This window comes from Chryseobacterium sp. MP_3.2, assembly GCF_035984805.1.
Taxonomy (GTDB): domain Bacteria; phylum Bacteroidota; class Bacteroidia; order Flavobacteriales; family Weeksellaceae; genus Kaistella.
The window spans coordinates 144518-168464 of the sequence record NZ_JAXCHW010000005.1 but is presented as its reverse complement, the minus strand read 5'-3'; the positions used below and the strand labels follow the sequence as shown (position 1 = coordinate 168464).

The window sequence follows — 23947 nt, the reverse complement described above, 5'->3', positions numbered from 1 at the left end:
ATGAGTACAGAAACATTAGATCAAGCAAAATCAAATCTTCCCGTAAGAGGATTTTTAAAAATAGACAACCTAAAAATTCCACAAGGTGAAGAATTGGTGCAGGCAATCTTGGCTTTAAAAAAAGAAAAAAACGCCGTTATTTTGGCGCATTATTATCAAACGCCCGACATTCAAGATATTGCAGATTTTTTAGGTGATTCATTGCAATTAGCGCGACAAGCAAAGGATACAGATGCAGATATGATTGTATTTTGCGGCGTTCATTTTATGGCAGAAGCCGCGAAGATTTTGAACCCAACGAAAAAGGTCGTTTTACCAGACACTCAAGCCGGATGTTCCCTCGCAGATGGTTGCAGCGGAGAAGGTTTGCGCTCCATGCGAGAAAAACATCCCAACGCATTGATCGCAACTTACATAAATTGCAATGCAGAAACGAAAGCAGAGTCAGATATCATCGTGACGAGTTCTAATGCAGAAACCATCATTAAATCTTTGCCTTTGGATCGTCCAATTATTTTCGCACCCGATAAAAATCTGGGTAAATATTTAGCCAAAAAAACAGGTCGTGATATGATTCTCTGGGACGGCAGTTGCATCGTGCACGAGGCTTTTTCTATGGAAAGAATTGCGCAGCAAATGGCCGCAAACCCAGATGCTAAATTAATTGCACACCCAGAAAGTGAAACTTCCGTTTTGGATTTGGCGCATTTTATTGGATCCACTTCTGCCCTGCTCAACTATGTGGAGAAAGATGATGGTCAGAAGTTTGTCGTCGCAACGGAAGAAGGAATTCTACACGAAATGCGTAAACGCGCGCCGCACAAAGAATTGCTTCCCGCTCTTGTGTATGACGAAAGCTGCAACTGTTCCGAATGTTTTTACATGAAAAGAAACACTATGGAAAAATTGTACCTCTGCATGAAATACGAATTACCAGAAATTTTAATAGATGAAGAATTGCGATTAAAAGCGCTGAAACCAATTGAAGCGATGCTCGAATTGTCTAAAACCATTAAATAAATTCACTTTGCCAAATTTTAAATCTTTGACAAAGTTTTAAAATATCTTTTGGGCAATCTTTTTCGCCTTCTCTTTTCCCTCCAAAAAAAGCCGGGCTGTCCGTTGCAATTCCTCATCTCGTCCTTCGAGACGAGACTGCGGGATTTTCACTTCCATCCCTATTGCAGAGTGAGCTCAGTTGAAGAGCAGTTTTTAAATTTTAAATAAGAAAACTTATGACCTCAAAAATACTGTTAGAAAACCTAAAAATTTATGCCTTTCACGGCGTACTGCCAGAGGAAACCATTATCGGAACGTATTACATCATCAATGCAGAAATTCAGGCAGATCTGTCTAAAGCGGCCGCTTCCGATGATTTAAAAGACACCATCAACTACGCGAAAATCAACGATATCATTCATGCTGAAATGAAAATTAACTCCCAATTATTAGAACATGTGATTGGCAGAATTTTTAACCGACTGCAATCTTCCTTCCCGCAAATCACCGCTGCTAAAATTAAATTGACCAAAACCAATCCACCCATGCCCGGCGAAATGGACGGTGTAAGTGTGGAAATGGAAAAGTCATTTGCTCCATAGAAAAATACAATTTGAAAGGAAATTTCCCTCACCTAATTTTCTTTAAATTTGCTTCTGGAAAACTATTACCACTTTCTATTACCTCAGAACTCCTCAAAAATTTATGAAATATCTTCTGCTTTCTTTAATCTCTGCGATGTTGCTCAGCATTTCTTGGCCCACGTACGGAATTCCCTTTTTTATCTTTTTCGCCCTCGTCCCCCTATTATTGATGGAGCATGACATCACACATTTTTCCAAAATAAAAAATAAAAGCCTCACCATATTTGGACTCACTTATCTGTGTTTCTTCATTTGGAATATCGTAACCACAGGATGGTTGTACGGTGCAAAAAACCCTGATGGCAGTCATTCTATGATGGCCGTAGTATTTCCGGTTTTATTTAATTCTTTTTTCTACGCTGCTATTTTTCAACTCTTCCATTACTATAAAAAAGCGCAGGGAACCTATTTTGGGTTGGTCTTTTTTGTAGCGATTTGGATGGTTTTCGAGAAAGTTCATTTGAGTTGGGAATTTACTTGGCCCTGGTTAAACTTGGGAAATGTTTTCTCTGAGTATCCGAAAATGATCCAATGGTATGATACTTTAGGTGCAACAGGCGGAAGTTTCTGGATTCTGCTGATCAACGTGTACGTTTTTTATACGATTAGAATATATGAAGCGGGCAGAAAAAGAAAATCTTTAATTACCAATATTGCAGTTTTAGCTGCTTTCATCTTTATTCCCATGGGAATTTCTTTATTGAAGTACAATAATTTCGAGGAGAAACCCATCGGACAAGTGAATGTTTTAATGTTGCAGCCAGATCTTGATCCGTACAATGAAAAATATTCTAAAGACAGTTTAACGATTTTAAGTGAATTGCTGACTTTAGCGCAAGAAAATGCGACGGGACAAGTTGATTATTTCATCGGCCCCGAAACTTCTTTGCCCGGTTATGGCTCCATTTCTGAAAGAGGCTTTGAGCAAAGTTTACTTTTAAATCAAGTGAAAGGATTTTTATCCTCACATCCAAAATCTATTTTCGCGACGGGAATTTCTTCGCATCGATTTTATTCCCGAGATGAAAAAGAATCCAATACAGCTTATCAGACTTCTGCGGGAAGTTTCGTAGACAGTTACAACTCTGCCGTACAAATTATTCCGAATCAAAAAGTAGAGGTTTATCACAAAGGAAAGCTAGTTCCCGGCGTAGAATTGTTTCCTTACATCAATGTTTTAAAACCATTGTTGGGCGACTCCATGATTGATTTAGGCGGAACTACAGCTTCTCTCGGCATGGATCCAGAGCGAAAAGTTTTTACCAATTCTTTTAACCAAGGCAAATTGGCTCCCATTATTTGTTACGAAAGTATTTACGGAGAATTCGTAACCGATTACATTAAAAAAGGCGCTAATTTCTTAGCCATCATGACGAATGATTCTTGGTGGGGAGAAACGCAAGGACACGAACAATTAATGTCTTACGCAAAATTGCGCGCTATAGAGACACGTAGAGAAATTGCCAGAGCCGCGAACAGTGGAATTTCTGCGCATATTGACGCGAGAGGTGAAGTGGTAGCGGATACTTTTTACGGAGATAAAACCACCCTTTTCGCGAAAGTTAATTTGTATGAGAAAGTAACGTTTTATACCAAAGCAGGCGATTTGCTTTCCCGACTTTCTATATTTGTGTTGGGTTTCTTGGTGTTTTACACGCTCATCAAAAAATACCAAAACAGAAAACCACCAGAACCGCCGAAGAAAATTGTCATTAAAAGATAAATTGATTTCAGCCCAAATAAAAAAGTCGCGACAATAAAATTTCGCGACTTTTTCTATGTATAAATTCTGTCTTATTTTTCCTTTTTTGATTTCAAATGATTGAAATGGTTCAACAATAATCGGATTTCATTAAATTCAAAATCGTCGGAAAGATTTCGTTTCCAGTCCGTTAACGTTTCGTGGGAATTATTTTTCTTGAATTCTTTCTGAAAAGCGCTGATCTTTTCTTTTGGTAACACTTTTTTGATGTCTAATAATCCTTGCTCTGCAAACTTCGCTAAATGTCCAAATATTGTTTCTGTTACCAAACCTCGCTCTTTCGCGATTTCTGGAATAGATTTACCTTCTTCAAAAAGCTGGAAAGTCAAAATATGAGAAGGAATTTTTGCGATTTTAGCCGTGACTGGAACATCAATAGCGGAATCAAAGAGAAATTTTTCCAAAAGCCGCACGTCTTTTAAATCATTCAAATAATCTTCTAAATCATCCAGAAAAACCCGGAAATCTTCATTGTATTGTTTCAAGCCTTTTACGCCTTTGCTCTCTGCATAAAAATCTTTCAACGGTGCGAAAACTTTCGTATTAACGTTGGTGAAAAAGAAGGTGACGGCTCCTTTGGCTTTCTCTTCAACTTCTGACCATTCTTCTGTTCCATCCAGAAATTTCTGAACTTTTTGTTGAATAATCTTTTCGAATTTTTCAAAAATCTTACCGAAATTTTGCACCTCTGGTTTTAAACTGCCGTGAATAAATTTGGCTTTGTCATTATCTAAAAATTTACTGAACTTGGCTTGATTAAACCAAAGTTCCAAAGCAGAACTCATCCATCTGCAATCCAAGCGGCTCATCATTTTGGTGATGCTGTAATCATATTTTTCTGCCTGCAGAATTTCTTCCATTCGGTCATTTGCATGTGTTTCATCCTGAAATTTAGCCACGCGTTTGTCGGAAAAAATAACTTCGGGTGTAATTTTAGATTTCAGCACAATTCCTTCTAAAGTTCGGCACCGAGAAAGCGCCACATAAACCTGACCGGAGGCGAAAGATTTTCCGGCATCGATAATCAATCGGTCGAACGTTAAACCCTGCGATTTATGAATGGTCACCGCCCAAGCTAAACGAATGGGATATTGTTTAAAACTGCCCAGAACTTCTTCCTGCACGCTTTTATCTTCGGCCAAGGAATAGCGTTTCTGATCCCAGTTTTCTTTTTTAAGTTTGAAGATTTCATCTTCACCATCAATGATGACGGAGATTTCTTTTTCTTCTACTTCTACCACCTCGGCGAGCTTACCATTAAAATAGCGCCGCTCTCCACTGGCATCATTTCGCAAAAACATAATCTGAGCCCCAACTTTTAACTCCAAAATTTCGTCATTTGGATATTGGTTTTCATTGAAGTTTCCGGTTATTTCTGCACTGTAGTAATGTGATTTTCCGGGAAGTTCTTTTAATTTTTTCACGTTGATTTCATCTGCCATTCTGTTATGAGAGGTCAAATAAACATAGGCTTCCTCTTTCGGTTCGAAATCTGGAATATACCTTTCATTTAAAGTGTCAAAATCAATATCACCAATGGCTCCATCGCGTATTTCATTTAAAATATCGAGGAATTTTTCATCTTTTTGGCGGTAAACGGTTGTTAATTCCAAAGTGATTAACGGCAGTTCTTTCAAGGCATAACTTTCAAAGAAAAAAGGCGAGGTATAAAATTTCTTTAAAATATGCTCATCTCTGACCACAGGTGGCAACTGATACAAATCCCCGATGAAAAGCATCTGAACTCCGCCAAATTTTTGCTGATTCCGGCGCACTGTTCTGAGAGAAAAATCCATCATATCTAAAACATCCGCACGCAACATAGAAACCTCATCGATGATGATAATTTCAATTTCCCGCAGGAGTTTCAATTTATCTTTCCGATAGCGGAAATGGTTCATCAAATCTGCAATGTTATTTGCAAAATCGCTGTCTATTCTCTCTGTGGTAGGCAAAAATGTGCGCAAAGGAAGACCGAACATAGAATGAATCGTAACCCCACCTGCATTAATTGCAGCAATTCCGGTGGGTGCAACTACAATATGTTTTTTGCGGGTTTTTCTTACGAAATCATTGAGAAAAGTAGTTTTTCCCGTTCCCGCTTTTCCCGTCAAAAAGAGGCTTCGGTTGGTAAATTCTACTAAATTGAAGAGCGATTCATTCATCAGTCAAATTTAGGGAAATTGGATGGAATGGGCGAAGTGATTTTTTCTGAAAATAAATTTTCTTTATGCATTTAAAATGAAAATAAGACTCATTAATACTGTTCTGACCATATAAATTTCGACTGGACAATATTTGCTCTTTCTCTATTTAAAAATTCTAGGTAGGCCGCGGAAACTAAAGTTTGATTTTTTCCCTTTAACCAGATTAAGCTCCAAGTCGTTTTGATGGGAAATTCTTTGAGGGGAATAATTTGCAACTCTTTATTGTGCAATTCATTCTTTATCCCAATGAGTGGCATGATGGAAAATCCTAAACCTGCTATTAAAGCATGTTTCACAGCTTCATTAGAAGTTAGCTCCAATCTTTTCAACACAGAAATTTTATTGTCTGTAAAAAATTTCTCCATGGTTTGTCTTGTTCCGGAACCTTTCTCCCGAAAAATAATAGGAATGCTTTCTAGAATTTCTTTCGTGGAACTTCCCTGTTCGAAATTGATTTTGCTACTCCCTACCAAGTATAATTTATTCTGAAGCAAATCTATCTTTTCAACATTTGGCGTTGGAGGTAAAATAGAGACCAAAGCGAAATCGACGGCGTTATTTTCCAGACTTTCTATGACTCTGCTTTTATTGGTAACATCCATTAATAGCTCAACTCCCTTATTTTCACTCATAAATTCTGAAAGAAAATAGGGCATTAAATATTTCCCCGTAGAGACTACAGAAATTTTCAATTTCCCGGTGAGTTGCCCTTTATAAGCCAATGTCTTATAATTAATGGCATGCACTTGATTGATTATATTTTCGGCAGCTTCTGCAATTTCTCTCCCAAAATCGGTGATATAAATTTTTCTTCCTACTACTTCCGTCAAAGCAATATCAAACTGATCCTGAAAATTTTTGAGCTGTATAGAAACGGCAGGTTGTGTTAAGAAAAGTTCTTCAGCAGCTTTGGTCACGCTTTCGGTCTGCACGACTTTTAAAAAAATTCGAAGTTGATTTAAAGTATAATTCATTAAATATATTTATGGAAACCATTACAAATATATATAAAAATATATGAATTATATGATGCAAATTTGTCCCATCAAAAAATATAAAATGACAAGAATTACCGTAGCAAAAGGAGATGGAATTGGTCCAGAAATTATGGACGCCACTTTAAAAATTATTTTAGCAGCAGGTGCTCAAATTGAAATCGATCAAATTGCAGTGGGCGAAAAAGTATATCTCGCGGGAAACTCGAACGGGATTGCCTCAACATCTTGGGACACCATCAGAAAAAATAAAGTTTTTTTGAAAGCGCCGATCACGACCCCTCAAGGTGGCGGTTACAAAAGTCTAAATGTGACCACCCGAAAATTTCTCGGTTTATATTCAAATGTTCGACCGTGCTTCAGTTTGCACCCTTTTGTAGAAACAAAACATCAAGAAATGGACCTTGTTATCATTCGGGAAAATGAAGAGGATTTGTACGGGGGAATTGAGCATCAGCAAACGGATGAAGTGGTTCAATGCCTAAAATTGATCAGTCGTCCCGGTTGTGAAAAAATTGTGAGATATGCTTTCGAATATGCGAAAGTCTATGGTAGAAAAAAAGTGACTTGTTTCACGAAAGACAATATCATGAAGCAAACCGACGGATTGTTCCATAAAGTTTTTGATGAAATTGCTCTGGAATATCCCGAGATTGAAAATGAGCACTGGATCATCGATATTGGCTCTGCGAAGATGGCCGATACTCCCGAAATTTTTGATGTGATTGTTACTTTAAATTTATACGGCGATGTGATTTCTGATATCGCGGCCCAAATTGCAGGCTCCGTCGGTTTAGCGGGCTCCGCAAATATTGGAGAAGAATGCGCAATGTTTGAAGCAATTCACGGTTCTGCACCAAGAAGAGCGGGACAAAATTTGGCCAATCCATCTGGACTATTGCAGGGTGCGATCATGATGTTGAATCACATCGGACAAACGGAAGTCGCAGAAAATGTGCAAAATGCCTGGTTAAAAACCATCGAAGATGGAATTCACACTTATGATATTTTTAAAGAAGGAATCAGTAAAGAAAAAGTGGGAACAAGCGAATTTGCAGAAGCGATAATTAAAAATTTAGGTCACATTCCCAGTGTTTTAAAACCTGTGAAATTTGTGAAAGATGCCGTTTTAAACTTACCAAAATATGTAAAAAAAGCACCAGCGAATAAAGAGTTGGTTGGCGTAGACTTATTTGTAGACTGGAAAGGCACAGATCCCAATGAACTGGCGGAAATTATGCAAAAAATAAATACAGAAAATAAGCATTTGACCATGATTACAAACCGCGGAATCAAGGTATGGCCAGAAGGTTTTTCGGAAACTTTTTGTACCGATCATTGGCGATGCAGGTACACACCAAAAAATGGTAAATTTCTATTTAAAAACAACATCATCAATCTATTATCAACGGCTTTAGACGCAAAAATAGACGTGATAAAAACTGAAAACCTTTATGAATTTGATGGCGTGAAAGGTTATTCCTTAGGACAAGGTCAATAGCGTTTCACTCGCAAAGGAGCGCTAGATGAAATTAACAGGAAGTCCGATCCAGCATCGGACTTTTTCTACTCTATTCACATTGACATTAATCTCAATTTTAATCAGCTAAAAAAAATTTATGACAGACACTAAAACTTTCACGCTCATCTCGGGGCAATTTTCGCCGAAAGAAAGCAGCGATATTTTGACAAGCGTTTTTAAAAGTAAAATGCAATTTCACCGAATGAAAAATTTCAGCAATCAAGAGCGTTTTGGAAAAGTTGTGGAGCATTCTCATCACCGCATAAAGCAACTTCAAGAGACTTTGGGAGAAATTTCTAAACTTTTGGAAGACGCAGAAAAACAGGGGGAAATTCTAGAAATAAGATCTGAAATTAAAATTAGCGCAATTAAATCCCTCAAAGATCATTGACAAGAATAGAGAAGTTAAAGAATTTATATTATTTTTGCAAGGCACCTAATCAATCATCATGAAAAACGTTGTCATCACTGCAATTGCTCTTCTTTTTATAAACAGCTGTAAGTCTAAAAACGCCGTCGTTGATGTAGATACCCTGCCCAAAGATATTTCTTTGAAGCCAGAAAATAATATTTCTCAGCAGTTAGAGCAGGAACAATTAAAAATGGTCATGCTGGAGATTGACTCATTGATTCAAACAGTGAATTGTCCAAATCCTGAAGAGTGGACCTTTACAGCCATTGGAGCAAAACCATGTGGTGGACCAAGTTCTTATATCGCGTATCCAAAAAAATTAGCAGAAGAAATTTTACCAAAGGTCAATAAATTGACTGCTATGCAAGATGCATTTAACAAAAAATACCGGTTAATGTCGGATTGTGCAATCGTGCTTCCTCCAACTGAAATTGCGTGCGTGGAGGGAAAAGCTGTTTTAATGAATGAAAATTCTGCAGCCTTAACTGTGCAGTAAATTACCGGAAAAAAGTTTTACTCTTTGTACCAAGAGGAATATTTTACATAATTTTCTGCAATTCTATTGACTTCCCCTTCTAACAATTCTGCGGAAATGTCTTTGATTTTCCGTGCGGGAGTTCCAGCCCAAACTTCTCCAGATTTAATGTGGGTTCCCTGAATAACCACAGAACCTGCACCAACTATAGAGTTGCTTTCTACCACACAATCGTCCATCACAATGGAACCCATTCCGATGAGCACATTGTCTTTGATAGTGCACCCGTGAACAATTGCATTATGACCAATGGAAACATTATGACCAATAATAAGCGGGTATTTCTCATAAGTGCAATGTAGCATTGCATTGTCTTGAACATTCACTTTATTTCCGAGTGTGATGAAATGAACATCGCCCCGAATGACGGCATTGTACCAAATACTGCAGTTTTCACCCATTGTAACATCGCCAATAACCGTTGCGGTTTCAGCCAAAAAGGTGTTGGCTCCAATCTGAGGTGTTTTTCCTAAAAGTTCTTTTACAATTGCCATATTTTATTTCTTGAATTTAAATAAATGTGTTCAAAATGCAGGTTCAAAAATGAATCATTTCCTTTCCACTTCTAACGCTGTGTTTTTTTCCTAATAAAGCAGATTGACAGCGTCTAAAATAAGAGGGAAAGATTGTAGTTTCTTATCCGTATTTTTGCACTCAAATTTAGGAAATTAAAATGAGACAAATAATTATAGAGCCCACGGAAAACCCAAAAGTAATGAAGTTTGTAGCGGATTACAACTTAATACCGGGATCATTGGAACTTGATAGAAATTCAGACATATCGAAAATTCCGATGGCACAGCATCTTTTTAATTATCCTTTCGTAGAAAGAATTTTTATTACGGCTAATTTCATTGCCATTGCAAAACAAGACCTTGTAGATTGGGAATTTGTAGTAGAAAGTTTAAAGGACATTATTGAAGATGAGTTAACGGCAAATCCAAGAATTTACTTGCAGAAAAATCAAGAAGTTCATCAGATTTATGCAGAGATGACACCTAATCCTGCGGTGATGAAATTTGTTTCCACGCTTAATTTATTGGAGGGTTTTGTGGAAGTTAAAACGAAAGAAGATGCCGTAGAAATCCCTTTAGCGAAGGCTATTTATGACGAATTTGATTTTACAAAAGAAGTTTTTATATCTGATAATTTTGTTGCGGTAACGAAAAAAGTAGACGTAGAATGGCATGAAGTGATGGTTACAATGAAAGCATTTATTGAAAAATATCTGCAGGACGGTGGAAAGGTTTCTGCAGTTCAACCACAAAAACATGAAAATCCCGTTGAAAATCTCATCAACAGAGAATATACGGAAACAGAACAAAAAATTTCCGATATCCTAACCGAGTACGTAGCTCCTGCCGTAGAAGGCGACGGCGGAAAAATTTCTTTGATGGAATATGATGCAAAAACGAAAACTGCAAAAATGTTGCTTCAAGGTGCATGTTCTGGCTGCCCGAGTTCTACTGCAACCTTAAAGGGCGGAATTGAAAATATTTTGAAACAATTTTTACCAGACTTGGTAGAGAATGTGGAAGCAGTAAATGGTTAACTGATGGATGATGGATGATGGATGATGGATGATGGATGATGGATGATGGATGAAATTATCAAATAATCAATATAGTCTAAAGGAAAACTAATAATATTACGCGCCGGATTGAACGCGTTCCGATCCAAAATTGGGACGAAGTGGATAACGGATTATGGCGCTCAAATAAAATAAATATGGCAAAAAAAGGAATTTTATTGGTGAATTTAGGTTCGCCAAGATCTACAAAAACGGAAGACGTAAGAGAATATTTAGATGAGTTTTTAATGGATGAAAAAGTGATTGATTATCGCTGGTTTTTCCGCTCATTGCTCGTGCAAGGAATTATCCTCAATACGCGCCCGAAAAAATCTGCAGAAGCTTATAAAACAGTATGGACTGATGAAGGTTCGCCCTTAATTTTTATTACAGAAAGAATAAAAAAGAAGCTGGAAAAAATTGTAGATGTTCCTGTAGAAATCGGGATGCGTTATGCAGAACCAAGCATTGAAACTGGAATGCGGAAATTAACTGAGCAAGGAATTACGGAAATCGTCCTGTTTCCGCTTTACCCGCAATACGCCATGAGCACCACAGAAACGGTGATCGATAAAGCTGAAGCGGTGCGCAAAAAACATTTCCCCGCTATTAAAATTAATTACATTCAGCCTTTTTATAACCGAGAAATTTACATCGATTGTTTGGCGGAAAGTATTCGGGAAAAATTGCCAGAAAATTTTGATGCTTTGCAGTTTTCTTACCACGGTGTTCCAGAGCGACATATCTACAAAACGGATCCTACTAACACCTGTAATTTGAACGATTGCTGTTCCCGAGATGACAATCCAAGTCACCAATTTTGTTACCGTCATCAATGTTTTAAAGTCACCGAAAAAGTGATTGAGAAATTAAATATTCCGAAAGAAAAAACCATGGTCACTTTTCAATCCCGTTTGGGAAATGACAAGTGGATGGAACCTTACACGGATGAAACGTTAGAGAATTTAGGCAAAAAAGGAGTGAAAAATCTTGCAATTGTTTGTCCGGCTTTTGTATCTGATTGTTTGGAAACTTTAGAAGAAATTTCTGTAGAAGGAAAGGAGCAATTTGAACATGGCGGTGGAGAAAACTTCCATTACATTCCGTGCTTGAATGATGAAGACCGCTGGATTGAAGTTGTAAAAATATTATGCGAAGAAAAACTACACGAGTTTTATTTGGTTTAAAAATATTGACCCTCAAGAATTCTTGAGGGTCTTTTTAATTATTGGTTTTTCTTAACTTTGATTCTATGAATATTACTGTTGAACACTTACTGAAAAATTAAAAACCCTTCCTAATAATATTTTAGAAAGAGTTTGGGGTTATATTGATGGTTTATCAGACCAAGAAACCAATCTTGAAATTCCAGATTGGCAGAAAAATGAGGTTCGAGAAAGACTTGCCGATTATAAGAAGAATCCTTCTTCAGCACACAATTGGGAGGATGTAATGGATGAAGTAGATCGAGAATTAGAATGAAAATAAACTTTCTGATAAAGCCAAAATTCAATTAAAAGAATCGGTTCATTTTTATGAAAAGAGACAAAGGGGATTAGGAGCAAGATTTAAAAACCATCTCGATAAAAAAGTGAAATTTATTGCAAAACATCCATTATCTTCTGCAATAAAATACGACAAAGTTCATGTGACATATTTGAAAACGTTCCCCTTCAGAATTCATTAGAGCTACGAAAAAGAAAACGCTACTATTTTTATTTCTGCTATTTTCCACACTTCTCAAAATCCAGAAAAACTAAAACCTTAAATGAATGTCCGTTTCGCAAGACACACTGAAAATATTGAACATTTAATTACTTTTTATACTTCCATTTTAAATTTTGAAGTTCTTGGAAATTTTAAAAATCATGATGGTTATGATGGTGTTTTTCTCGGCGTTAAAGGAGAAAATTGGCATTTAGAATTTACGCAAAACAAAGAAAAACCAAAATCGAAATTTGATGAAGATGACGCTAAGGTTTTTTATCCGAAAACTCAAAAATCCTATGATCAAATTTCGGAAAACCTGAAAGAATTTAAAGTACCTTTACTCGAACCAAAAAATCCTTATTGGAAAAATAAAGGTATTTGCTTTGAAGATTCTGATCATTGTAGAATAATTATGTCAAAGGAAAATATTGAAGAATAACTTAGATTTTTTTCAATTTTATGTTCCCTTATTTCAAAATCCGAATCCAAATAGCCATCGAAACGATCTCGTCCAAAAGACGAGATAAAGCGGGATTAAGCTTCTAAAAAATTACCTAATCGGCGTTCGAAATTCGCCATATCCAATTAATCCATCATAACTTCTGCCGAATGGCTTGTAATATAGAAAGGCTTGGTATAAGTTTTCCGTCTGCCAGAAATTCCCATTGATTTCGCCATAATTAAGGGAACCATCTGGATTTTTGGTGGCCAAAATATAATTGTAAAAACCTTGTTTCAAATAAATTTTTGCAATATATCTTTTAGAAGGTTCGTCATAAAACATTTGATTCTGTTTGGTAGGTAAGAAATCATTGAATCCACCCAAAACGTAAATTTCCTGAGCAGTTTTCTCTGACTCCAAAGAAAAGTAAACCCACGCATAATCTGCTTCTCTGTCTGCATTTCTCTCAATTCCCAAATCATTTCTGCGGTAATAAAAGGCACCATTTACATCAGGCTGAAATTGATAATTAAGCGGAAAAGCCCAAACTGGATATAAATAGGTGTAATTAAATCCATCCAAAATTTCAGTTTGCGCCACCATATCTACAGGCTGATTGATGTTTTTATTGTCGAAATAGTAAAATTCATTATTCCCCGGAAAAGCCAAATTAAATTGCTGAAAAAGCACTTTGTTTCCTAAGGTAGAACTCGCTTTTTGATTGTAAATTCCGGTGGTCCAATTGTTATTTTGAAGCACATTTAAGGTGATAGAATTCAAATTAGAACTTAGCGCGGCCGTATTTCCAACAGCCTGAACTTCCACCCGCTGATTAATTTCCGGATTTCTTGCATCTGCTGTTCTCGAAATTTTCAATCCTACATTGGCACCGTCTTCTACTACGCAAAATCTTTTTCGGATGATGGGTTTACTCGGCGAATCCTGATAAACCCAAAGTTCAAAGTTTCCCGAAATTTTAGGTTGAATTTTATCATTCGGAAAAGCTAAGGTATAGGTGGTGTAAGGTTGAAGTGTATTAAAAGAATACTGAAAATTATCCAGCAAGCCGTTTAAACTCCCATTGGCATATTCCGTAAAAAATAGATCGTCCTCCTCCCAATTCCGATCAAAATGTTTGATGGTGTAGCGGTAAATTGTGCTGGAATTAGACAAATCATCAAACTTCAAAATCAGTTGTTCATTGAACCTGATTACCGCAGTTTCATCATTTGTTTGTGGATTAAAGAGCTGCACACTTTGGATTTGTTGTGCAAATAAATAGGCCCCGAAAAAGAAAAGTAAAAAGGATAAATATTTCATTGAAGCGAAGATAATGAATTTAAGGTGGATGCGGAATAAGGTGAAATTGAAATGCTTTCATTAAAACCAAAATACTTTTAAGATATTGTTTCTGCTTAAAATTTTTTAATTGGGAATTACCATTTAAATTTGTAAAAAATATAGTTCATGCTGCATATTCAGTCCTTTGCTTTTAATCCCTTTTCAGAAAACACGTACGTTGTTTTTAATGAGCATCAAGAAGCTTTTATTATTGATCCCGGAAATTTCTCTGAAGAAGAAACTAAAGTTTTGCAAAATTTCATCCATGCGAAGGAATTAAAAGTTAAGAATGTTCTCTTAACACACGCACATATTGACCATGTTTTAGGTTTGCAGGCGATTTTTGATCAGTATAAAGTTCCTGTGTTAATGCATGAACTGGAAAAAGAAATCTTAGATAGAAATCCTATGGATGCGAATAGGTTTGGGTTTTTCTTTAAACCTTTTGAAGGGGAAATTTCTTATTTAAAAGAAGATGAAATCATTCAATTAGGAATGGATGAATTTAAAATCATCCACGTTCCAGGGCATTGTCCGGGACATATTGCTTTTTATCATGAAGCTGGCTCCCTAATTATTTCCGGCGATGTTTTATTTGAAGGAAGCATCGGAAGAACAGATTTGTACAAAGGTGATCACGCGCAATTAATTAAAAGCATCAAAGAGAAAATCTTTGTTCTACCAGATGAAACTAAAGTATTCAACGGTCATGGCAACCCAACAACAATTGGTTTTGAAAAAAATCACAATCCTTATTTCTAGAAGGTAGAAACGCGAAGTTCAAATAAAAGAGCCAAGTATAATATTCATTAATACTTGGCTCTTTTCACTTTTTACTTGGCTCTTTCTTAAGCTTTCCACTTAATATTGCAGCCTATGCTTGGATTTTGAATTTCTTCTTGTGGTCCACCTGCCAATAAGTTTTCGAAAGCAATTACCAAATCTTCCCCTGTGATTTCCTTCTGGTTTCCCGGTCTGGAATCATCCATTTGTCCGCGGTAAATTAGATCTAATTTGTCATCAAAAAAGAAAAAATCTGGAGTACAAGCTGCATTATACGCTTTTGCAATGGCTTGACTTTCATCAAAAAGATAGGGGAAATCAAATTTTCTTTCCATTTGAAATTCTACCATTTTTTCCGGTGAATCTGCGGGATATTTTTCTACATCATTAGAATTAATCCCGATGAATTCTATACCACTTCCCTGATAGTCTTCATACAATTCTGACAATTTATCAATAACGTGTAAAACGAAAGGACAGTGATTGCACATAAAAAATACCAAGGTTCCTTTTTCTCCTTTTAAATCTTCTAAAGACTGAATTTCATTAGACTGAGAAGGATTTGGAAGTTCGAAGAAAGGCGCTTTTGTTCCTAACTCGAGCATATTTGAAGGGGTATTAGACATTTTTATAATTTTTTAATCGTTAATTTCTCTAGCAAAGATAAGGATTCTGCGACTGAATTTTCAAAATCAACCCAATAGATATTTTCTTCTTTTCGGTACCAGGTTAATTGTCTTTTTGCGAAACGTCGAGAATTTTTTTTGATTTCTTCTACAGCGAATTCCAAAGTCCATTCACCAGAAAAATGTTTGAAAAGTTCCGCGTAACCAACGGTTTGCAAAGCGGTTTTATCTTTGTGGGGAATTAGATTTTTTGCTTCTTCCACCAAACCTTTATCTAACATGATATCCACACGCTGATTAATTCTATCGTAAATAATCTCGCGTGGCGCTTGAATTCCGATTCTGATGACCTCGAAATCTCGCTTTTTTATTTGTTCCGAAATATTATCCGTGTAGGTTTTACCTGTTTGCCAAATGATATCAATGGCGCGAAAAAGACGTCGTGGATTATCTTTATCAACCACATTAAAATAAGTGGGATCTAATTCTTTTAGTAATTTTTGAAGTGCTTCAATGCCTTCTTCTGCAAAACATTTCTCTAATTTTTCTTGATTGTCACTATTGGCTTCGGGCAATTCATGAAGACCCTGGATGACGGCTTTTTCATACATCATGCTTCCACCGACGAGAATCACAATATCATGTTTTTGAAAAAGATTTTCCATCTTTTTCAGGGCTTCTTTCTCAAATTGCCCAATTGAATAATAGGTGTCAACTGACAATTGTCCGATGAAATGATGTGGCACTTCTGCCAATTCTTCTTTTGAAGGTGTTGCAGTACCAATATTCATTTCGCGAAAAAACTGGCGGGAATCACAGGAAATAATTTCGGTGGAAAAATGTTTCGCGAGTTCTATGGCGAGTTTTGTTTTTCCGATTCCTGTGGTGCCGATGATGGAGATGAGTTTTTTCACGAGGCAAATTTCCTCATTTTTTTCGAATAAAGGAAAAAGGTTTTGAAGTGATGGCGAAATTTAATGAATTTTCTCATCGCAATTAAAATATCCAAGTTATTAATAGCTCGTATTCTTATCTGTAACAAACTCCCTGAAATTCTAGCCCCGATTGCAGAGAAAATCCTTTTTTAGCGAAAGCTAAAAAAGATTGGAACGGAAAGCGGGAAGTGACCTTCGGAAATGGACTACTCTACTGGCTCCAAAAAAAATACGCTCCATTTCTGGAACGTATTTATTAGTTTAAACTGTTCTCAGCGAATGATTTCCGCATCTGAAATTTGATCATGCTCTGTTTTCAGGGATGTTTCCCAAGCGACAAATTTCTCTGCTTCCTTGACCAATAAAGGGATTGCGAAGGCAAGTAAGGCCAAATCATCTAAAACCCCAATCACCGGAATCCAATCTGGAATAATGTCTATAGGAGAAATTAGATAGAGCAAAACCAATCCCGGCACAATGACGTTTTGGAAATGTGGTTTGTAGCCCCCTTTCTGCATCGCAGATTTTATCATTCGAATGATCACAGGGATCTGACGAATAAATCCTTTATGCTTAAACGCTTCCTTAGCTAATGCTATTTTTGATACTTTCATTGGTAATTTTTAGGTTAGATTGCCTTATGTTTCTCAAATTTTATACCAACAATCTATAAAATTTCGTTAAAAATTACTTCGATACATTATCGATAAAATCATGGGTAGATTTGGAATTCCAATCTTTAGAGCCGTCTTCTTTTAAGAGAATTCTTCCATTTTTATCTAAAAGAAAAGTGGTGGGAAAAACTTTCGGCAGCACATTTTTGGTGACCGGACTTTGCGCAATATAGACGGGTGCGGTGTATTTATTGTCCTCCATAAATTTTCTTACTTTCTGCTCTTCATCTTGCATGGCGATTAAAACGAAATCGATTTTGTCTTTTTTAGCGAGGTATAATTTTTCAATTGTTGGCCATTCTTCCCGACATGGTGGACACCAAGTTCCCCAGAAATTAAGGAAAACCAGCTTATTCCCTTTCAGGTCTTTTAAATTGATATCTGGTGTATTGATTCCTTTTAGTTGAATATTATAATCTTCATCTTGCAAAGTGATTGCATTTTCTATGGTGGCAATGGGAAAGAAAAGATCTTTTATTTTCAGCTTCACTTCTGGGAATATGAAGATAGTTGCTACAAATGCAATGAGTATAAAATTGAGGATGTTCTTTTTAAGAAAGTTCATTTAGATGGCATTAATTATTTCTTCTATCGCATCCATCCCACGGTTTTTTGCATAATATACTTGCAAATCATTGTAGAATTCTTCTCGAGGATAGGTATCTGGGTTATCTTTAAATTTTTTCAATAAATCATTTCCGAATTTCGGGCGTGGTCCCCATACATTTCTAACGGAAAAATCCTGGTCTAAAATTAAAACTTTTGGAATAGATTGCGTACCGTTGGTTAAATACTTATCAATTAAAGTGGTGTCAGAATCTCTTAAAAATATTTTAACTTCAATTCCTGCAGCGGCAAAAAATTTGGAAACGGCGGGAACGGTTGCACTTGCATCGCCACACCAAGGCTCAGAAATGACGAGAATTTTCCCCTGAAAGTTTTTTGCTTCCAATTGTCTTAAGTGATCCTCACTTACTTTAAATGTTTTCAAAGTTCGCTGTACGCGCGTAAGTCCCAGTTCATAATATTCTTGATGTTCATCATTTTTATCTGGATTGTTCTCAAAACGAAGTTGAGAAACGTCTACATATTGATCCAGACTTAAGGCTTGTTGCCAGTATTTTTCCATTTTTTTTTATTTATCTAAAGGTCGGCTTTATAATCGGTAAGTTTAGTAACCATTGTTACATATCAAATTTTCGCAATTTATGGATGAGATATAAGTCGGCAAGCACGAAGGCTGCAAGATTTTCCACAATCGGAACGGCACGTGGCAAAACACAAGGATCATGTCTGCCTTTTCCTTCTACAATAATTGGGTTTCCATCTTTATCAAAACTATCCTGTGGACGCAAAATCGTAGCTACAGGTTTGAAAGCAACCCGAAAATAAATATCCATTCCATTAGAAATTCCACCTTGAATTCCCCCGGACAGATTGCTTTTGGTGGAGAAATCTTCATTGAATAAATCATTGTGGTCCTTGCCCGTCATTTTAGCACCACAAAATCCACTGCCATATTCAAAGCCTTTGCACGCATTAATGTTTAGCATCGCCTTTCCTAATTCCGCCTGTAATTTTCCAAAAACAGGTTCTCCAATGCCGAGTGGTAAATTTTTGATGACGCAAGTAATAGTGCCCCCAATGGTATTTCCTTCTTTCTTAATTTCTTTAATTTTAGAAATCATCTTCGCTGCAGTCTCAGCATCTGGACAGCGAATTTCATTGGATTCAATTTGTGAAAAGTCTAAGTCTTGGTAAGGTTTCTCGCAAAATATTTCTCCCACGGAAGAAACGTAGGTATAAATCTCAACATCTTTCGGCAATAATTGCTGAGCTAAACTTCCTGCAACTACCCAATTGACGGTTTCCCGTGCAGAAGATTTTCCACCACCGCGATAATCTCTGACGCCAAATTTTTGGTCATACGTAAAATCCGCATGGCTGGGTCTGTATTGTTGGGCAATATGATCGTAATCTTTTGATTTTTGATTTTCATTTTCGATGATAAAGCCAATGGGTGTTCCAGTGCTTTTCCCTTCAAAAATACCAGAGAGAAATTTTACTTTATCGCTTTCTTTTCGTTGGGTAACAATAGCAGATTGCCCGGGTTTTCTGCGATCCAATTGTTTTTGAACTGCATCCAAATTAATTGACAATCCTGCCGGAAAATTGGTAATTATTCCGCCATAAGCGGGACCATGACTTTCGCCAAAAGTTGATAGAGAGAGAAAATTTCCTAAATTAAACATGAAGACAAAGTTAGTGAGATTATTTGATTTTTAAATTGATGCAGGATAAGTTGTGCGGTTAAATCGATCCTATAGATGAAAAATTTCTGATTAGTATTGGTGATTTAGAATTTTCTCCAGCTCGATTTTTTCTTCCGCCGAAATCTTTCGCCAAATAAATCCCTCTTTAAGTGTCTTACCTTTCAATTGAGGAAAAATTCCGGCATCTAAATCCTCTTGAATAAACTGGGGAGATATAGCAGGAAGCGGCGTATCAAAAGAAAAAGGATAATTTTTAACGATATTAAAATTGAGATTTCCAATTTGATGCGTTTCAAAATCATGAAGTTCAAAATAGGCGGGTTTGTAAAATTGATCTTTTGTGAAACCTATCATAAATTGCCCTAATCGAAAGCTCGGGATTACCTTTTGAACCAAATTAGGGAAACTTAGAAATACCAAAAAGAAGATGGACCCTAAAGTAAAAACGAGCAGGGAAGTTTTTTTTGAAATCATCTCATTTAAAATCAGAAAAGCCACAACAAAAAAGACTTCAAAGAAAAAACGGTATTGTGCTGAAAATAGCAAGACCAAAATGCTTTTAACGCTTACTGCAATGAACACGAGCCAAATTAATTTGGACTTTTTTCTCAAAGCAAAAATAAACAATACAAGTAAACTCAGAATGAAAAAGGAATGAATAACTCCCTTAATTCCGGGTAAAAAGAACCAATTCTTAATATAATCAAAGAGGGAAAATTGCTGAATTTGGTTATACGTATATTTTAGATCAAATGTTTTTCGAATCGCCATTTGGGAGGAATTGTTTAGTAATTCATCGTTTGGCGTCCAGGCGAAACCGAAATCAAAGACCTGAACCGGAAAAATAGGAAATCCAAAAGTCCAAATATTTTTAAAACAGAAAAGAAGTAGAATTGCAAAACCGGGCACAAAAATCTTTGGAGAAGCTTTTAGGACGAAAATGCCATACAAAAAAACCAGGATAGGCAACCACAACACGGTTGGCTTCAGTGCAAATATAAACATGCAAAATGTAAACAAAAATCCCACTTTCAGGGAGCAGCGAAATATTTCATTTAAGATCATTAGAGAAAATGCGATTGCCGCAAGATCAGGTGAAGGCGATTGCACAAAAAGAAAACAGAAGGGAATGAACGCGAGAAGAGTCCAACTTTTCTTTTCGAAAATATAAATTTGAAAAATAATTAATACTAAAACATTGATCCTGAGAAATGGATCTGCGAAATGTGAAAAACCCGCCTGGAAAATATGCCAGAAAGACATTTGACCCAAAAGTAAATCCAAGTTAGAAATCCCCTGAACCAAGCCAACCTCTGAAATCCATTTGATAGTAGGAACGTAATATCCGAAATGATCAAGAATAAAAGGAAAGTAGGACCCCGCAATCACGATGAGTACGGCGATCAATAAAAACGCTCTATTCTGAGTAGCAAAAAAAGCCCAAAAATCATCAAAAACTTTAAAGTAAAAAAAACTCAATATCCCAATTGTCAGCGTGATCAGTTCTACCGTTAAATTGAGCGGAAATAAAAAGGCTACCACAGTCCAAATTACCGAAGTGGAAACAATTCCCGTCAATAATTTTCCAGAAATTCCAAAATCCTTCTTCCGAGTAATTTTCATCACTAAAACGCCAATTCCCGCCAAAGCAGGAAGTAACAGAATGAGCATAAATAGGATATAGAGCATAAAAAAGATTGCTTAAAAATAAGCAATCTTTTCTTTATATTGGGTTGATTTTTTAATTTCTCGGTTGTACTCTACCGTCTCTTCTATCTCCAGCTCTACCAATTGTGTATCCTGTAGCACCACCTACAACTCCACCAACTACAGCACCTAGACCACGATTATTTTTACTGATAATTGCACCTGCAGCGGCTCCACCAACTGTACCGATTATTGTTCCTTTCGCAGCTTTACTCATTCCGGTTCGTTGTGTTTGAGTCGTTCCTTGTGAACCACCGTCATAAGTTCCAGAATTTGAACCTGATGAACTTGCAGATCTTCTCGGTGTATTATTAACATAAACCGTTTTAGTTTCTCTTATAACTTGCGGTCTCGCTGCAGCTCTTGCCTGCGCTTTTTCTTGCACCTGTGCTACACTGTCAGTTCTCTTTTGCATTTCATATGCAATTTTTTCTTTTTCAATTGCTAATTTCTGCTTTTCAATTTCCAATTGTCTTTGTTGAAATTCTACCTTCTGCTGTTCAACTGATTTTTCAGCAATTGAATTATCCTTTGTGCAAGATGCTAACAACATCATTGAAGCAAACGCTGGTATAACCAACTTTTTTAAACTTATAGGATTAAATGTGAGCTGAGATATTATCGTTGGTGTATTCATAACTTTAAATTTTGATTTACGTTTCAAACTATGATAATTTGTATCGTTCTTACCCTATAGCCAAATACGCAACCAATCTAGTGTTAAGGAAACGTTAAATAATTTAAATTTCTTTTAAATTATTTATATACAAAAGGTTAAAAGCTTGTACTTCGCCTGTAAATAGGATGTTCAACTCTAATCATACTTCGCATGAGAATATAGATTTGCCTCCTGTTGCCATTTAAATAATTAAAATTTTTTAATAGTACTACAAATGTCCTCCTTTTTAAAAAGTCATAGTTTTTATAAATGAATCAATTATTAAATCATGAATGAACGTTCATTCTTCTGATTGTATATTTGCATTTGTAAATTAGTCAACTGTCTTTAGGAAAATTTATAATTATTGATGATTAAGAAAGAAAAAATAACAGATAAGAGAAACGCTTTGCTTCAGGCTACGCTCAGTCTGGTGAATAATCATGGTTTTCACAATGCGCCGATGGCTAAAATAGCGCAACTTGCAGGTGTTGCTCCCGCTACAATTTATCTCTATTTTGAAAATAAACAGGATCTTGTAAACAAACTTTACCTTCAAGTGAAAGAAGATTTCAGCAAGAATGCTTTTGAAGGTTATCACGAAAATTTATCTGTAAAAAAAGGTTTCGAACTCATTTGGTTTAATATCGCGAATTACAAACTTAATCAAATTAAAGAAGCCAATTTTTTATCACAATGTGACAACAGTCCTATGATTGAGGAGGTGATTCGAGTAGAAGGATTGAAAAATTTGCAGCCTTTACTCGATTTATGGCAAAGAGGAAGAAAGGAAAAGATTATAAAACCACTTTCCGATTACGTTTTGTACGCCTTTACCGTTTATCCGCTCTCTTTTTTATTGGGAATGCAGGAACGGGAAATTTATACTTTAAGTGAAAAAACTAAAGTAGAAACTTTTAGAGCAGCATGGGATGCGATAACCATATAAGTCATTAACACAAAAATATATCATATGAACAATTTTAAGTACAGAAATCCAACAAAAATATTGTTTGGTAAAGGTCAGATTGAAAACCTCTCCACTGAAATTCCAGCAGATTCAAAAATCTTGATGCTTTACGGCGGTGGAAGTATTATGAAAAATGGAATTTACGATCAGGTTAAAACAGCACTTTCAGATTATGAAGTTATAGAATTTGGGGGAATTCCGGCAAACCCAGAGTACACCGTATTATTGGAGGCGTTGAAAGTCATTAAAGAAGAAAATATCACGTATCTCTTAGCCGTAGGTGGTGGTTCGGTGATTGACGGAACTAAATTTTTATCAGCCGCAGCTTTATATGAAGGTGAAACGCCGTGGGATTTATTGACCAACAAAAAACCTGTCACGGAAGGAATGCCGTTCGCGACAGTGTTAACTTTACCTGCCACAGGTTCAGAAATGAATTCTGGTTCCGTGATCACTCGTGCAGAAACAAAAGAAAAACTAGCTTTTGGCGGACCAGGAATGTTCCCGCAATTTTCAATACTTGATCCGGGCGTGATCAAATCAATTCCACAACGTCAATTGGCGAATGGAATTGCAGATGCCTTTACGCATGTAATGGAACAATATATGACGTATCCAATTGGGGCGAAATTACAAGACCGTTTCGCGGAAAGTATTATGCAAACTTTAGTTGAAATCGCTCCGGTAATTATAAAAGATCCGACCGATTATGAAGCGGCTTCTAATTTTATGTGGAGTTGTACTTTAGCATTGAATGGATTAATTCAGCAAGGTGTTCCCGGCGACTGGGCAGTTCACTCGATGGGTCATGAATTAACTGCATTGTACGGAATTGATCATGCAAGAACTTTAGCCATTTTAGCCGGAAATCATTACCGATATAATTTCGAAACGAAGAAAGAAAAATTAGCGCAATATGCAGAACGTGTTTGGACTATTACGGAAGGAACTTTAGAAGAAAAAGCACATGCTGGAATTGATAAAACCGATGCGTTTTTCAAATCCTTAGGAATCGATATTAAATTATCAGAGTATACAGAAGATTATTCAGAAACTGGAAGTACCGTTGCAAAACGTTTTACCGAAAGAGGTTGGGAAGGACTTGGCGAACATAAATCTTTGAAACCTTCGGATGCACAGAAAATCATTGAAATGAGTTATTAAAAATACAAACAATTAAAA

Annotated in this window: 25 protein-coding genes; 13 read left to right on the top strand and 12 right to left on the bottom strand. The window is 36.3% G+C overall.

The features are described from left to right. The 3 genes from nadA to lnt all read left to right on the top strand — a co-directional run bounded on the left by nadA (position 1) and on the right by lnt (position 3366). The gene (nadA, locus tag RCH13_RS08605; RefSeq protein ID WP_326986829.1) at positions 1-1020 is read left to right on the top strand and encodes a quinolinate synthase NadA; all 1020 of its coding nucleotides are present in this window, start codon (positions 1-3) and stop codon (positions 1018-1020) included. A gap of 215 nt (positions 1021-1235) precedes the next feature. Continuing rightward, positions 1236-1601 carry a dihydroneopterin aldolase gene (gene folB, locus RCH13_RS08600; RefSeq protein WP_326986828.1) on the top strand — a complete coding sequence of 122 codons (366 nt, stop codon included), beginning with the start codon at positions 1236-1238 and terminating at the stop codon, positions 1599-1601. Positions 1602-1704: 103 nt separating this feature from the next. Then, positions 1705-3366, top strand: a complete 1662-nt coding sequence (lnt, locus tag RCH13_RS08595) for an apolipoprotein N-acyltransferase (protein ID WP_326986827.1) — start codon at positions 1705-1707, stop codon at positions 3364-3366. Between the two features lie 71 nt (positions 3367-3437). On the opposite strand, the gene RCH13_RS08590 is transcribed toward lnt, so the two are convergent. Continuing rightward, a complete protein-coding gene (locus RCH13_RS08590) occupies positions 3438-5570 on the bottom strand; it encodes a helix-turn-helix domain-containing protein (protein WP_326986826.1) in 2133 nt (710 codons plus the stop codon). 92 nt (positions 5571-5662) lie between these two features. Then, positions 5663-6586: a LysR family transcriptional regulator gene (locus RCH13_RS08585; protein ID WP_326986825.1), complete on the bottom strand. Its 924-nt coding sequence runs from the start codon at positions 6584-6586 to the stop codon at positions 5663-5665. An 85-nt stretch (positions 6587-6671) separates the two neighbouring features. Here RCH13_RS08585 and RCH13_RS08580 point away from each other — a divergent pair, with 85 nt between their 5' ends. From RCH13_RS08580 to RCH13_RS08570, 3 genes are all read left to right on the top strand, one after another. Further along, entirely contained in the window at positions 6672-8108 is a 1437-nt protein-coding gene (locus RCH13_RS08580) for an NADP-dependent isocitrate dehydrogenase (protein ID WP_326986824.1), read from the top strand. Between the two features lie 118 nt (positions 8109-8226). Next, positions 8227-8520: a hypothetical protein gene (locus tag RCH13_RS08575; RefSeq protein ID WP_326986823.1), complete on the top strand. Its 294-nt coding sequence runs from the start codon at positions 8227-8229 to the stop codon at positions 8518-8520. A gap of 58 nt (positions 8521-8578) precedes the next feature. Further along, complete coding sequence (locus tag RCH13_RS08570) at positions 8579-9037, top strand: hypothetical protein (protein ID WP_326986822.1); 459 nt, start codon at positions 8579-8581, stop codon at positions 9035-9037. 17 nt (positions 9038-9054) lie between these two features. Here the strand turns inward: RCH13_RS08570 and RCH13_RS08565 are convergent, their stop codons facing one another. After that, a complete protein-coding gene (locus tag RCH13_RS08565) occupies positions 9055-9570 on the bottom strand; it encodes a gamma carbonic anhydrase family protein (protein ID WP_326986821.1) in 516 nt (171 codons plus the stop codon). Between the two features lie 179 nt (positions 9571-9749). Here RCH13_RS08565 and RCH13_RS08560 point away from each other — a divergent pair, with 179 nt between their 5' ends. The 4 genes from RCH13_RS08560 (at position 9750) to RCH13_RS08550 (ending at position 12795) form a co-directional block, all read left to right on the top strand. Then, positions 9750-10628: a NifU family protein gene (locus tag RCH13_RS08560; protein ID WP_326986820.1), complete on the top strand. Its 879-nt coding sequence runs from the start codon at positions 9750-9752 to the stop codon at positions 10626-10628. 176 nt (positions 10629-10804) lie between these two features. Continuing rightward, positions 10805-11833: a ferrochelatase gene (gene hemH / locus RCH13_RS08555; protein WP_326986819.1), complete on the top strand. Its 1029-nt coding sequence runs from the start codon at positions 10805-10807 to the stop codon at positions 11831-11833. A 118-nt stretch (positions 11834-11951) separates the two neighbouring features. After that, a complete protein-coding gene (locus tag RCH13_RS13935; protein WP_442784624.1) occupies positions 11952-12128 on the top strand; it encodes an addiction module protein in 177 nt (58 codons plus the stop codon). 286 nt (positions 12129-12414) lie between these two features. Next, positions 12415-12795: a VOC family protein gene (locus tag RCH13_RS08550; protein ID WP_326986818.1), complete on the top strand. Its 381-nt coding sequence runs from the start codon at positions 12415-12417 to the stop codon at positions 12793-12795. Between the two features lie 111 nt (positions 12796-12906). Here the strand turns inward: RCH13_RS08550 and RCH13_RS08545 are convergent, their stop codons facing one another. Continuing rightward, positions 12907-14118 (bottom strand): type IX secretion system plug protein, encoded by a 1212-nt coding sequence (locus tag RCH13_RS08545; protein ID WP_326986817.1) that lies wholly within the window; start codon positions 14116-14118, stop codon positions 12907-12909. 147 nt (positions 14119-14265) lie between these two features. Here RCH13_RS08545 and RCH13_RS08540 point away from each other — a divergent pair, with 147 nt between their 5' ends. After that, the gene (locus RCH13_RS08540; RefSeq protein ID WP_326986816.1) at positions 14266-14901 is read left to right on the top strand and encodes an MBL fold metallo-hydrolase; all 636 of its coding nucleotides are present in this window, start codon (positions 14266-14268) and stop codon (positions 14899-14901) included. Between the two features lie 86 nt (positions 14902-14987). Here RCH13_RS08540 and RCH13_RS08535 read toward each other — a convergent pair whose 3' ends face one another. The 8 genes from RCH13_RS08535 to RCH13_RS08500 form a co-directional block, all read right to left on the bottom strand. After that, entirely contained in the window at positions 14988-15548 is a 561-nt protein-coding gene (locus RCH13_RS08535; protein ID WP_326986815.1) for a thioredoxin family protein, read from the bottom strand. Positions 15549-15550: 2 nt separating this feature from the next. Next, positions 15551-16462, bottom strand: coding sequence for a tRNA (adenosine(37)-N6)-dimethylallyltransferase MiaA (miaA, locus tag RCH13_RS08530; RefSeq protein WP_326986814.1), 912 nt, complete (start codon positions 16460-16462; stop codon positions 15551-15553). 293 nt (positions 16463-16755) lie between these two features. After that, entirely contained in the window at positions 16756-17097 is a 342-nt protein-coding gene (locus RCH13_RS08525; RefSeq protein ID WP_326986813.1) for a YkvA family protein, read from the bottom strand. A 73-nt stretch (positions 17098-17170) separates the two neighbouring features. Next, entirely contained in the window at positions 17171-17722 is a 552-nt protein-coding gene (locus tag RCH13_RS08520) for a TlpA family protein disulfide reductase (protein WP_326986812.1), read from the bottom strand. Beyond that, a complete protein-coding gene (locus RCH13_RS08515; RefSeq protein WP_326986811.1) occupies positions 17723-18286 on the bottom strand; it encodes a thioredoxin family protein in 564 nt (187 codons plus the stop codon). Between the two features lie 55 nt (positions 18287-18341). Then, positions 18342-19409 carry a chorismate synthase gene (gene aroC, locus RCH13_RS08510; protein ID WP_326986810.1) on the bottom strand — a complete coding sequence of 356 codons (1068 nt, stop codon included), beginning with the start codon at positions 19407-19409 and terminating at the stop codon, positions 18342-18344. Between the two features lie 90 nt (positions 19410-19499). Next, positions 19500-21119 (bottom strand): LIC_10190 family membrane protein, encoded by a 1620-nt coding sequence (locus RCH13_RS08505; RefSeq protein WP_326986809.1) that lies wholly within the window; start codon positions 21117-21119, stop codon positions 19500-19502. Between the two features lie 52 nt (positions 21120-21171). Beyond that, the gene (locus tag RCH13_RS08500; RefSeq protein ID WP_326986808.1) at positions 21172-21774 is read right to left on the bottom strand and encodes a YMGG-like glycine zipper-containing protein; all 603 of its coding nucleotides are present in this window, start codon (positions 21772-21774) and stop codon (positions 21172-21174) included. A gap of 391 nt (positions 21775-22165) precedes the next feature. Between RCH13_RS08500 and RCH13_RS08495 the strand changes: the two genes are divergently transcribed. Both RCH13_RS08495 and RCH13_RS08490 read left to right on the top strand, forming a co-directional pair. Further along, positions 22166-22744: a TetR/AcrR family transcriptional regulator gene (locus RCH13_RS08495; protein WP_326986807.1), complete on the top strand. Its 579-nt coding sequence runs from the start codon at positions 22166-22168 to the stop codon at positions 22742-22744. Positions 22745-22768: 24 nt separating this feature from the next. Beyond that, entirely contained in the window at positions 22769-23929 is a 1161-nt protein-coding gene (locus RCH13_RS08490; protein ID WP_326986806.1) for an iron-containing alcohol dehydrogenase, read from the top strand. Positions 23930-23947: the final 18 nt, after the last annotated feature.

Excerpts from the sequence above, each read along its gene's own strand:
- RCH13_RS08545 (WP_326986817.1), bottom strand. The coding sequence starts at position 14,118 with ATGAAATATTTATCCTTTTTACTTTTCTTTTTCGGGGCCTATTTATTT.
- nadA (WP_326986829.1), top strand. The coding sequence starts at position 1 with ATGAGTACAGAAACATTAGATCAAGCAAAATCAAATCTTCCCGTAAGA.
- RCH13_RS08495 (WP_326986807.1), top strand. The coding sequence starts at position 22,166 with ATGATTAAGAAAGAAAAAATAACAGATAAGAGAAACGCTTTGCTTCAG.
- RCH13_RS08505 (WP_326986809.1), bottom strand. The coding sequence starts at position 21,119 with ATGCTCTATATCCTATTTATGCTCATTCTGTTACTTCCTGCTTTGGCG.
- RCH13_RS08540 (WP_326986816.1), top strand. The coding sequence starts at position 14,266 with ATGCTGCATATTCAGTCCTTTGCTTTTAATCCCTTTTCAGAAAACACG.
- RCH13_RS08565 (WP_326986821.1), bottom strand. The coding sequence starts at position 9,570 with ATGGCAATTGTAAAAGAACTTTTAGGAAAAACACCTCAGATTGGAGCC.
- RCH13_RS08500 (WP_326986808.1), bottom strand. The coding sequence starts at position 21,774 with ATGAATACACCAACGATAATATCTCAGCTCACATTTAATCCTATAAGT.
- RCH13_RS08590 (WP_326986826.1), bottom strand. The coding sequence starts at position 5,570 with ATGAATGAATCGCTCTTCAATTTAGTAGAATTTACCAACCGAAGCCTC.
- RCH13_RS08580 (WP_326986824.1), top strand. The coding sequence starts at position 6,672 with ATGACAAGAATTACCGTAGCAAAAGGAGATGGAATTGGTCCAGAAATT.
- RCH13_RS08585 (WP_326986825.1), bottom strand. The coding sequence starts at position 6,586 with ATGAATTATACTTTAAATCAACTTCGAATTTTTTTAAAAGTCGTGCAG.
- RCH13_RS08525 (WP_326986813.1), bottom strand. The coding sequence starts at position 17,097 with ATGAAAGTATCAAAAATAGCATTAGCTAAGGAAGCGTTTAAGCATAAA.
- RCH13_RS08560 (WP_326986820.1), top strand. The coding sequence starts at position 9,750 with ATGAGACAAATAATTATAGAGCCCACGGAAAACCCAAAAGTAATGAAG.
- RCH13_RS08490 (WP_326986806.1), top strand. The coding sequence starts at position 22,769 with ATGAACAATTTTAAGTACAGAAATCCAACAAAAATATTGTTTGGTAAA.
- hemH (WP_326986819.1), top strand. The coding sequence starts at position 10,805 with ATGGCAAAAAAAGGAATTTTATTGGTGAATTTAGGTTCGCCAAGATCT.
- RCH13_RS08535 (WP_326986815.1), bottom strand. The coding sequence starts at position 15,548 with ATGTCTAATACCCCTTCAAATATGCTCGAGTTAGGAACAAAAGCGCCT.
- RCH13_RS08515 (WP_326986811.1), bottom strand. The coding sequence starts at position 18,286 with ATGGAAAAATACTGGCAACAAGCCTTAAGTCTGGATCAATATGTAGAC.
- RCH13_RS08550 (WP_326986818.1), top strand. The coding sequence starts at position 12,415 with ATGAATGTCCGTTTCGCAAGACACACTGAAAATATTGAACATTTAATT.
- folB (WP_326986828.1), top strand. The coding sequence starts at position 1,236 with ATGACCTCAAAAATACTGTTAGAAAACCTAAAAATTTATGCCTTTCAC.
- lnt (WP_326986827.1), top strand. The coding sequence starts at position 1,705 with ATGAAATATCTTCTGCTTTCTTTAATCTCTGCGATGTTGCTCAGCATT.
- RCH13_RS08520 (WP_326986812.1), bottom strand. The coding sequence starts at position 17,722 with ATGAACTTTCTTAAAAAGAACATCCTCAATTTTATACTCATTGCATTT.
- aroC (WP_326986810.1), bottom strand. The coding sequence starts at position 19,409 with ATGTTTAATTTAGGAAATTTTCTCTCTCTATCAACTTTTGGCGAAAGT.
- RCH13_RS08575 (WP_326986823.1), top strand. The coding sequence starts at position 8,227 with ATGACAGACACTAAAACTTTCACGCTCATCTCGGGGCAATTTTCGCCG.
- RCH13_RS08570 (WP_326986822.1), top strand. The coding sequence starts at position 8,579 with ATGAAAAACGTTGTCATCACTGCAATTGCTCTTCTTTTTATAAACAGC.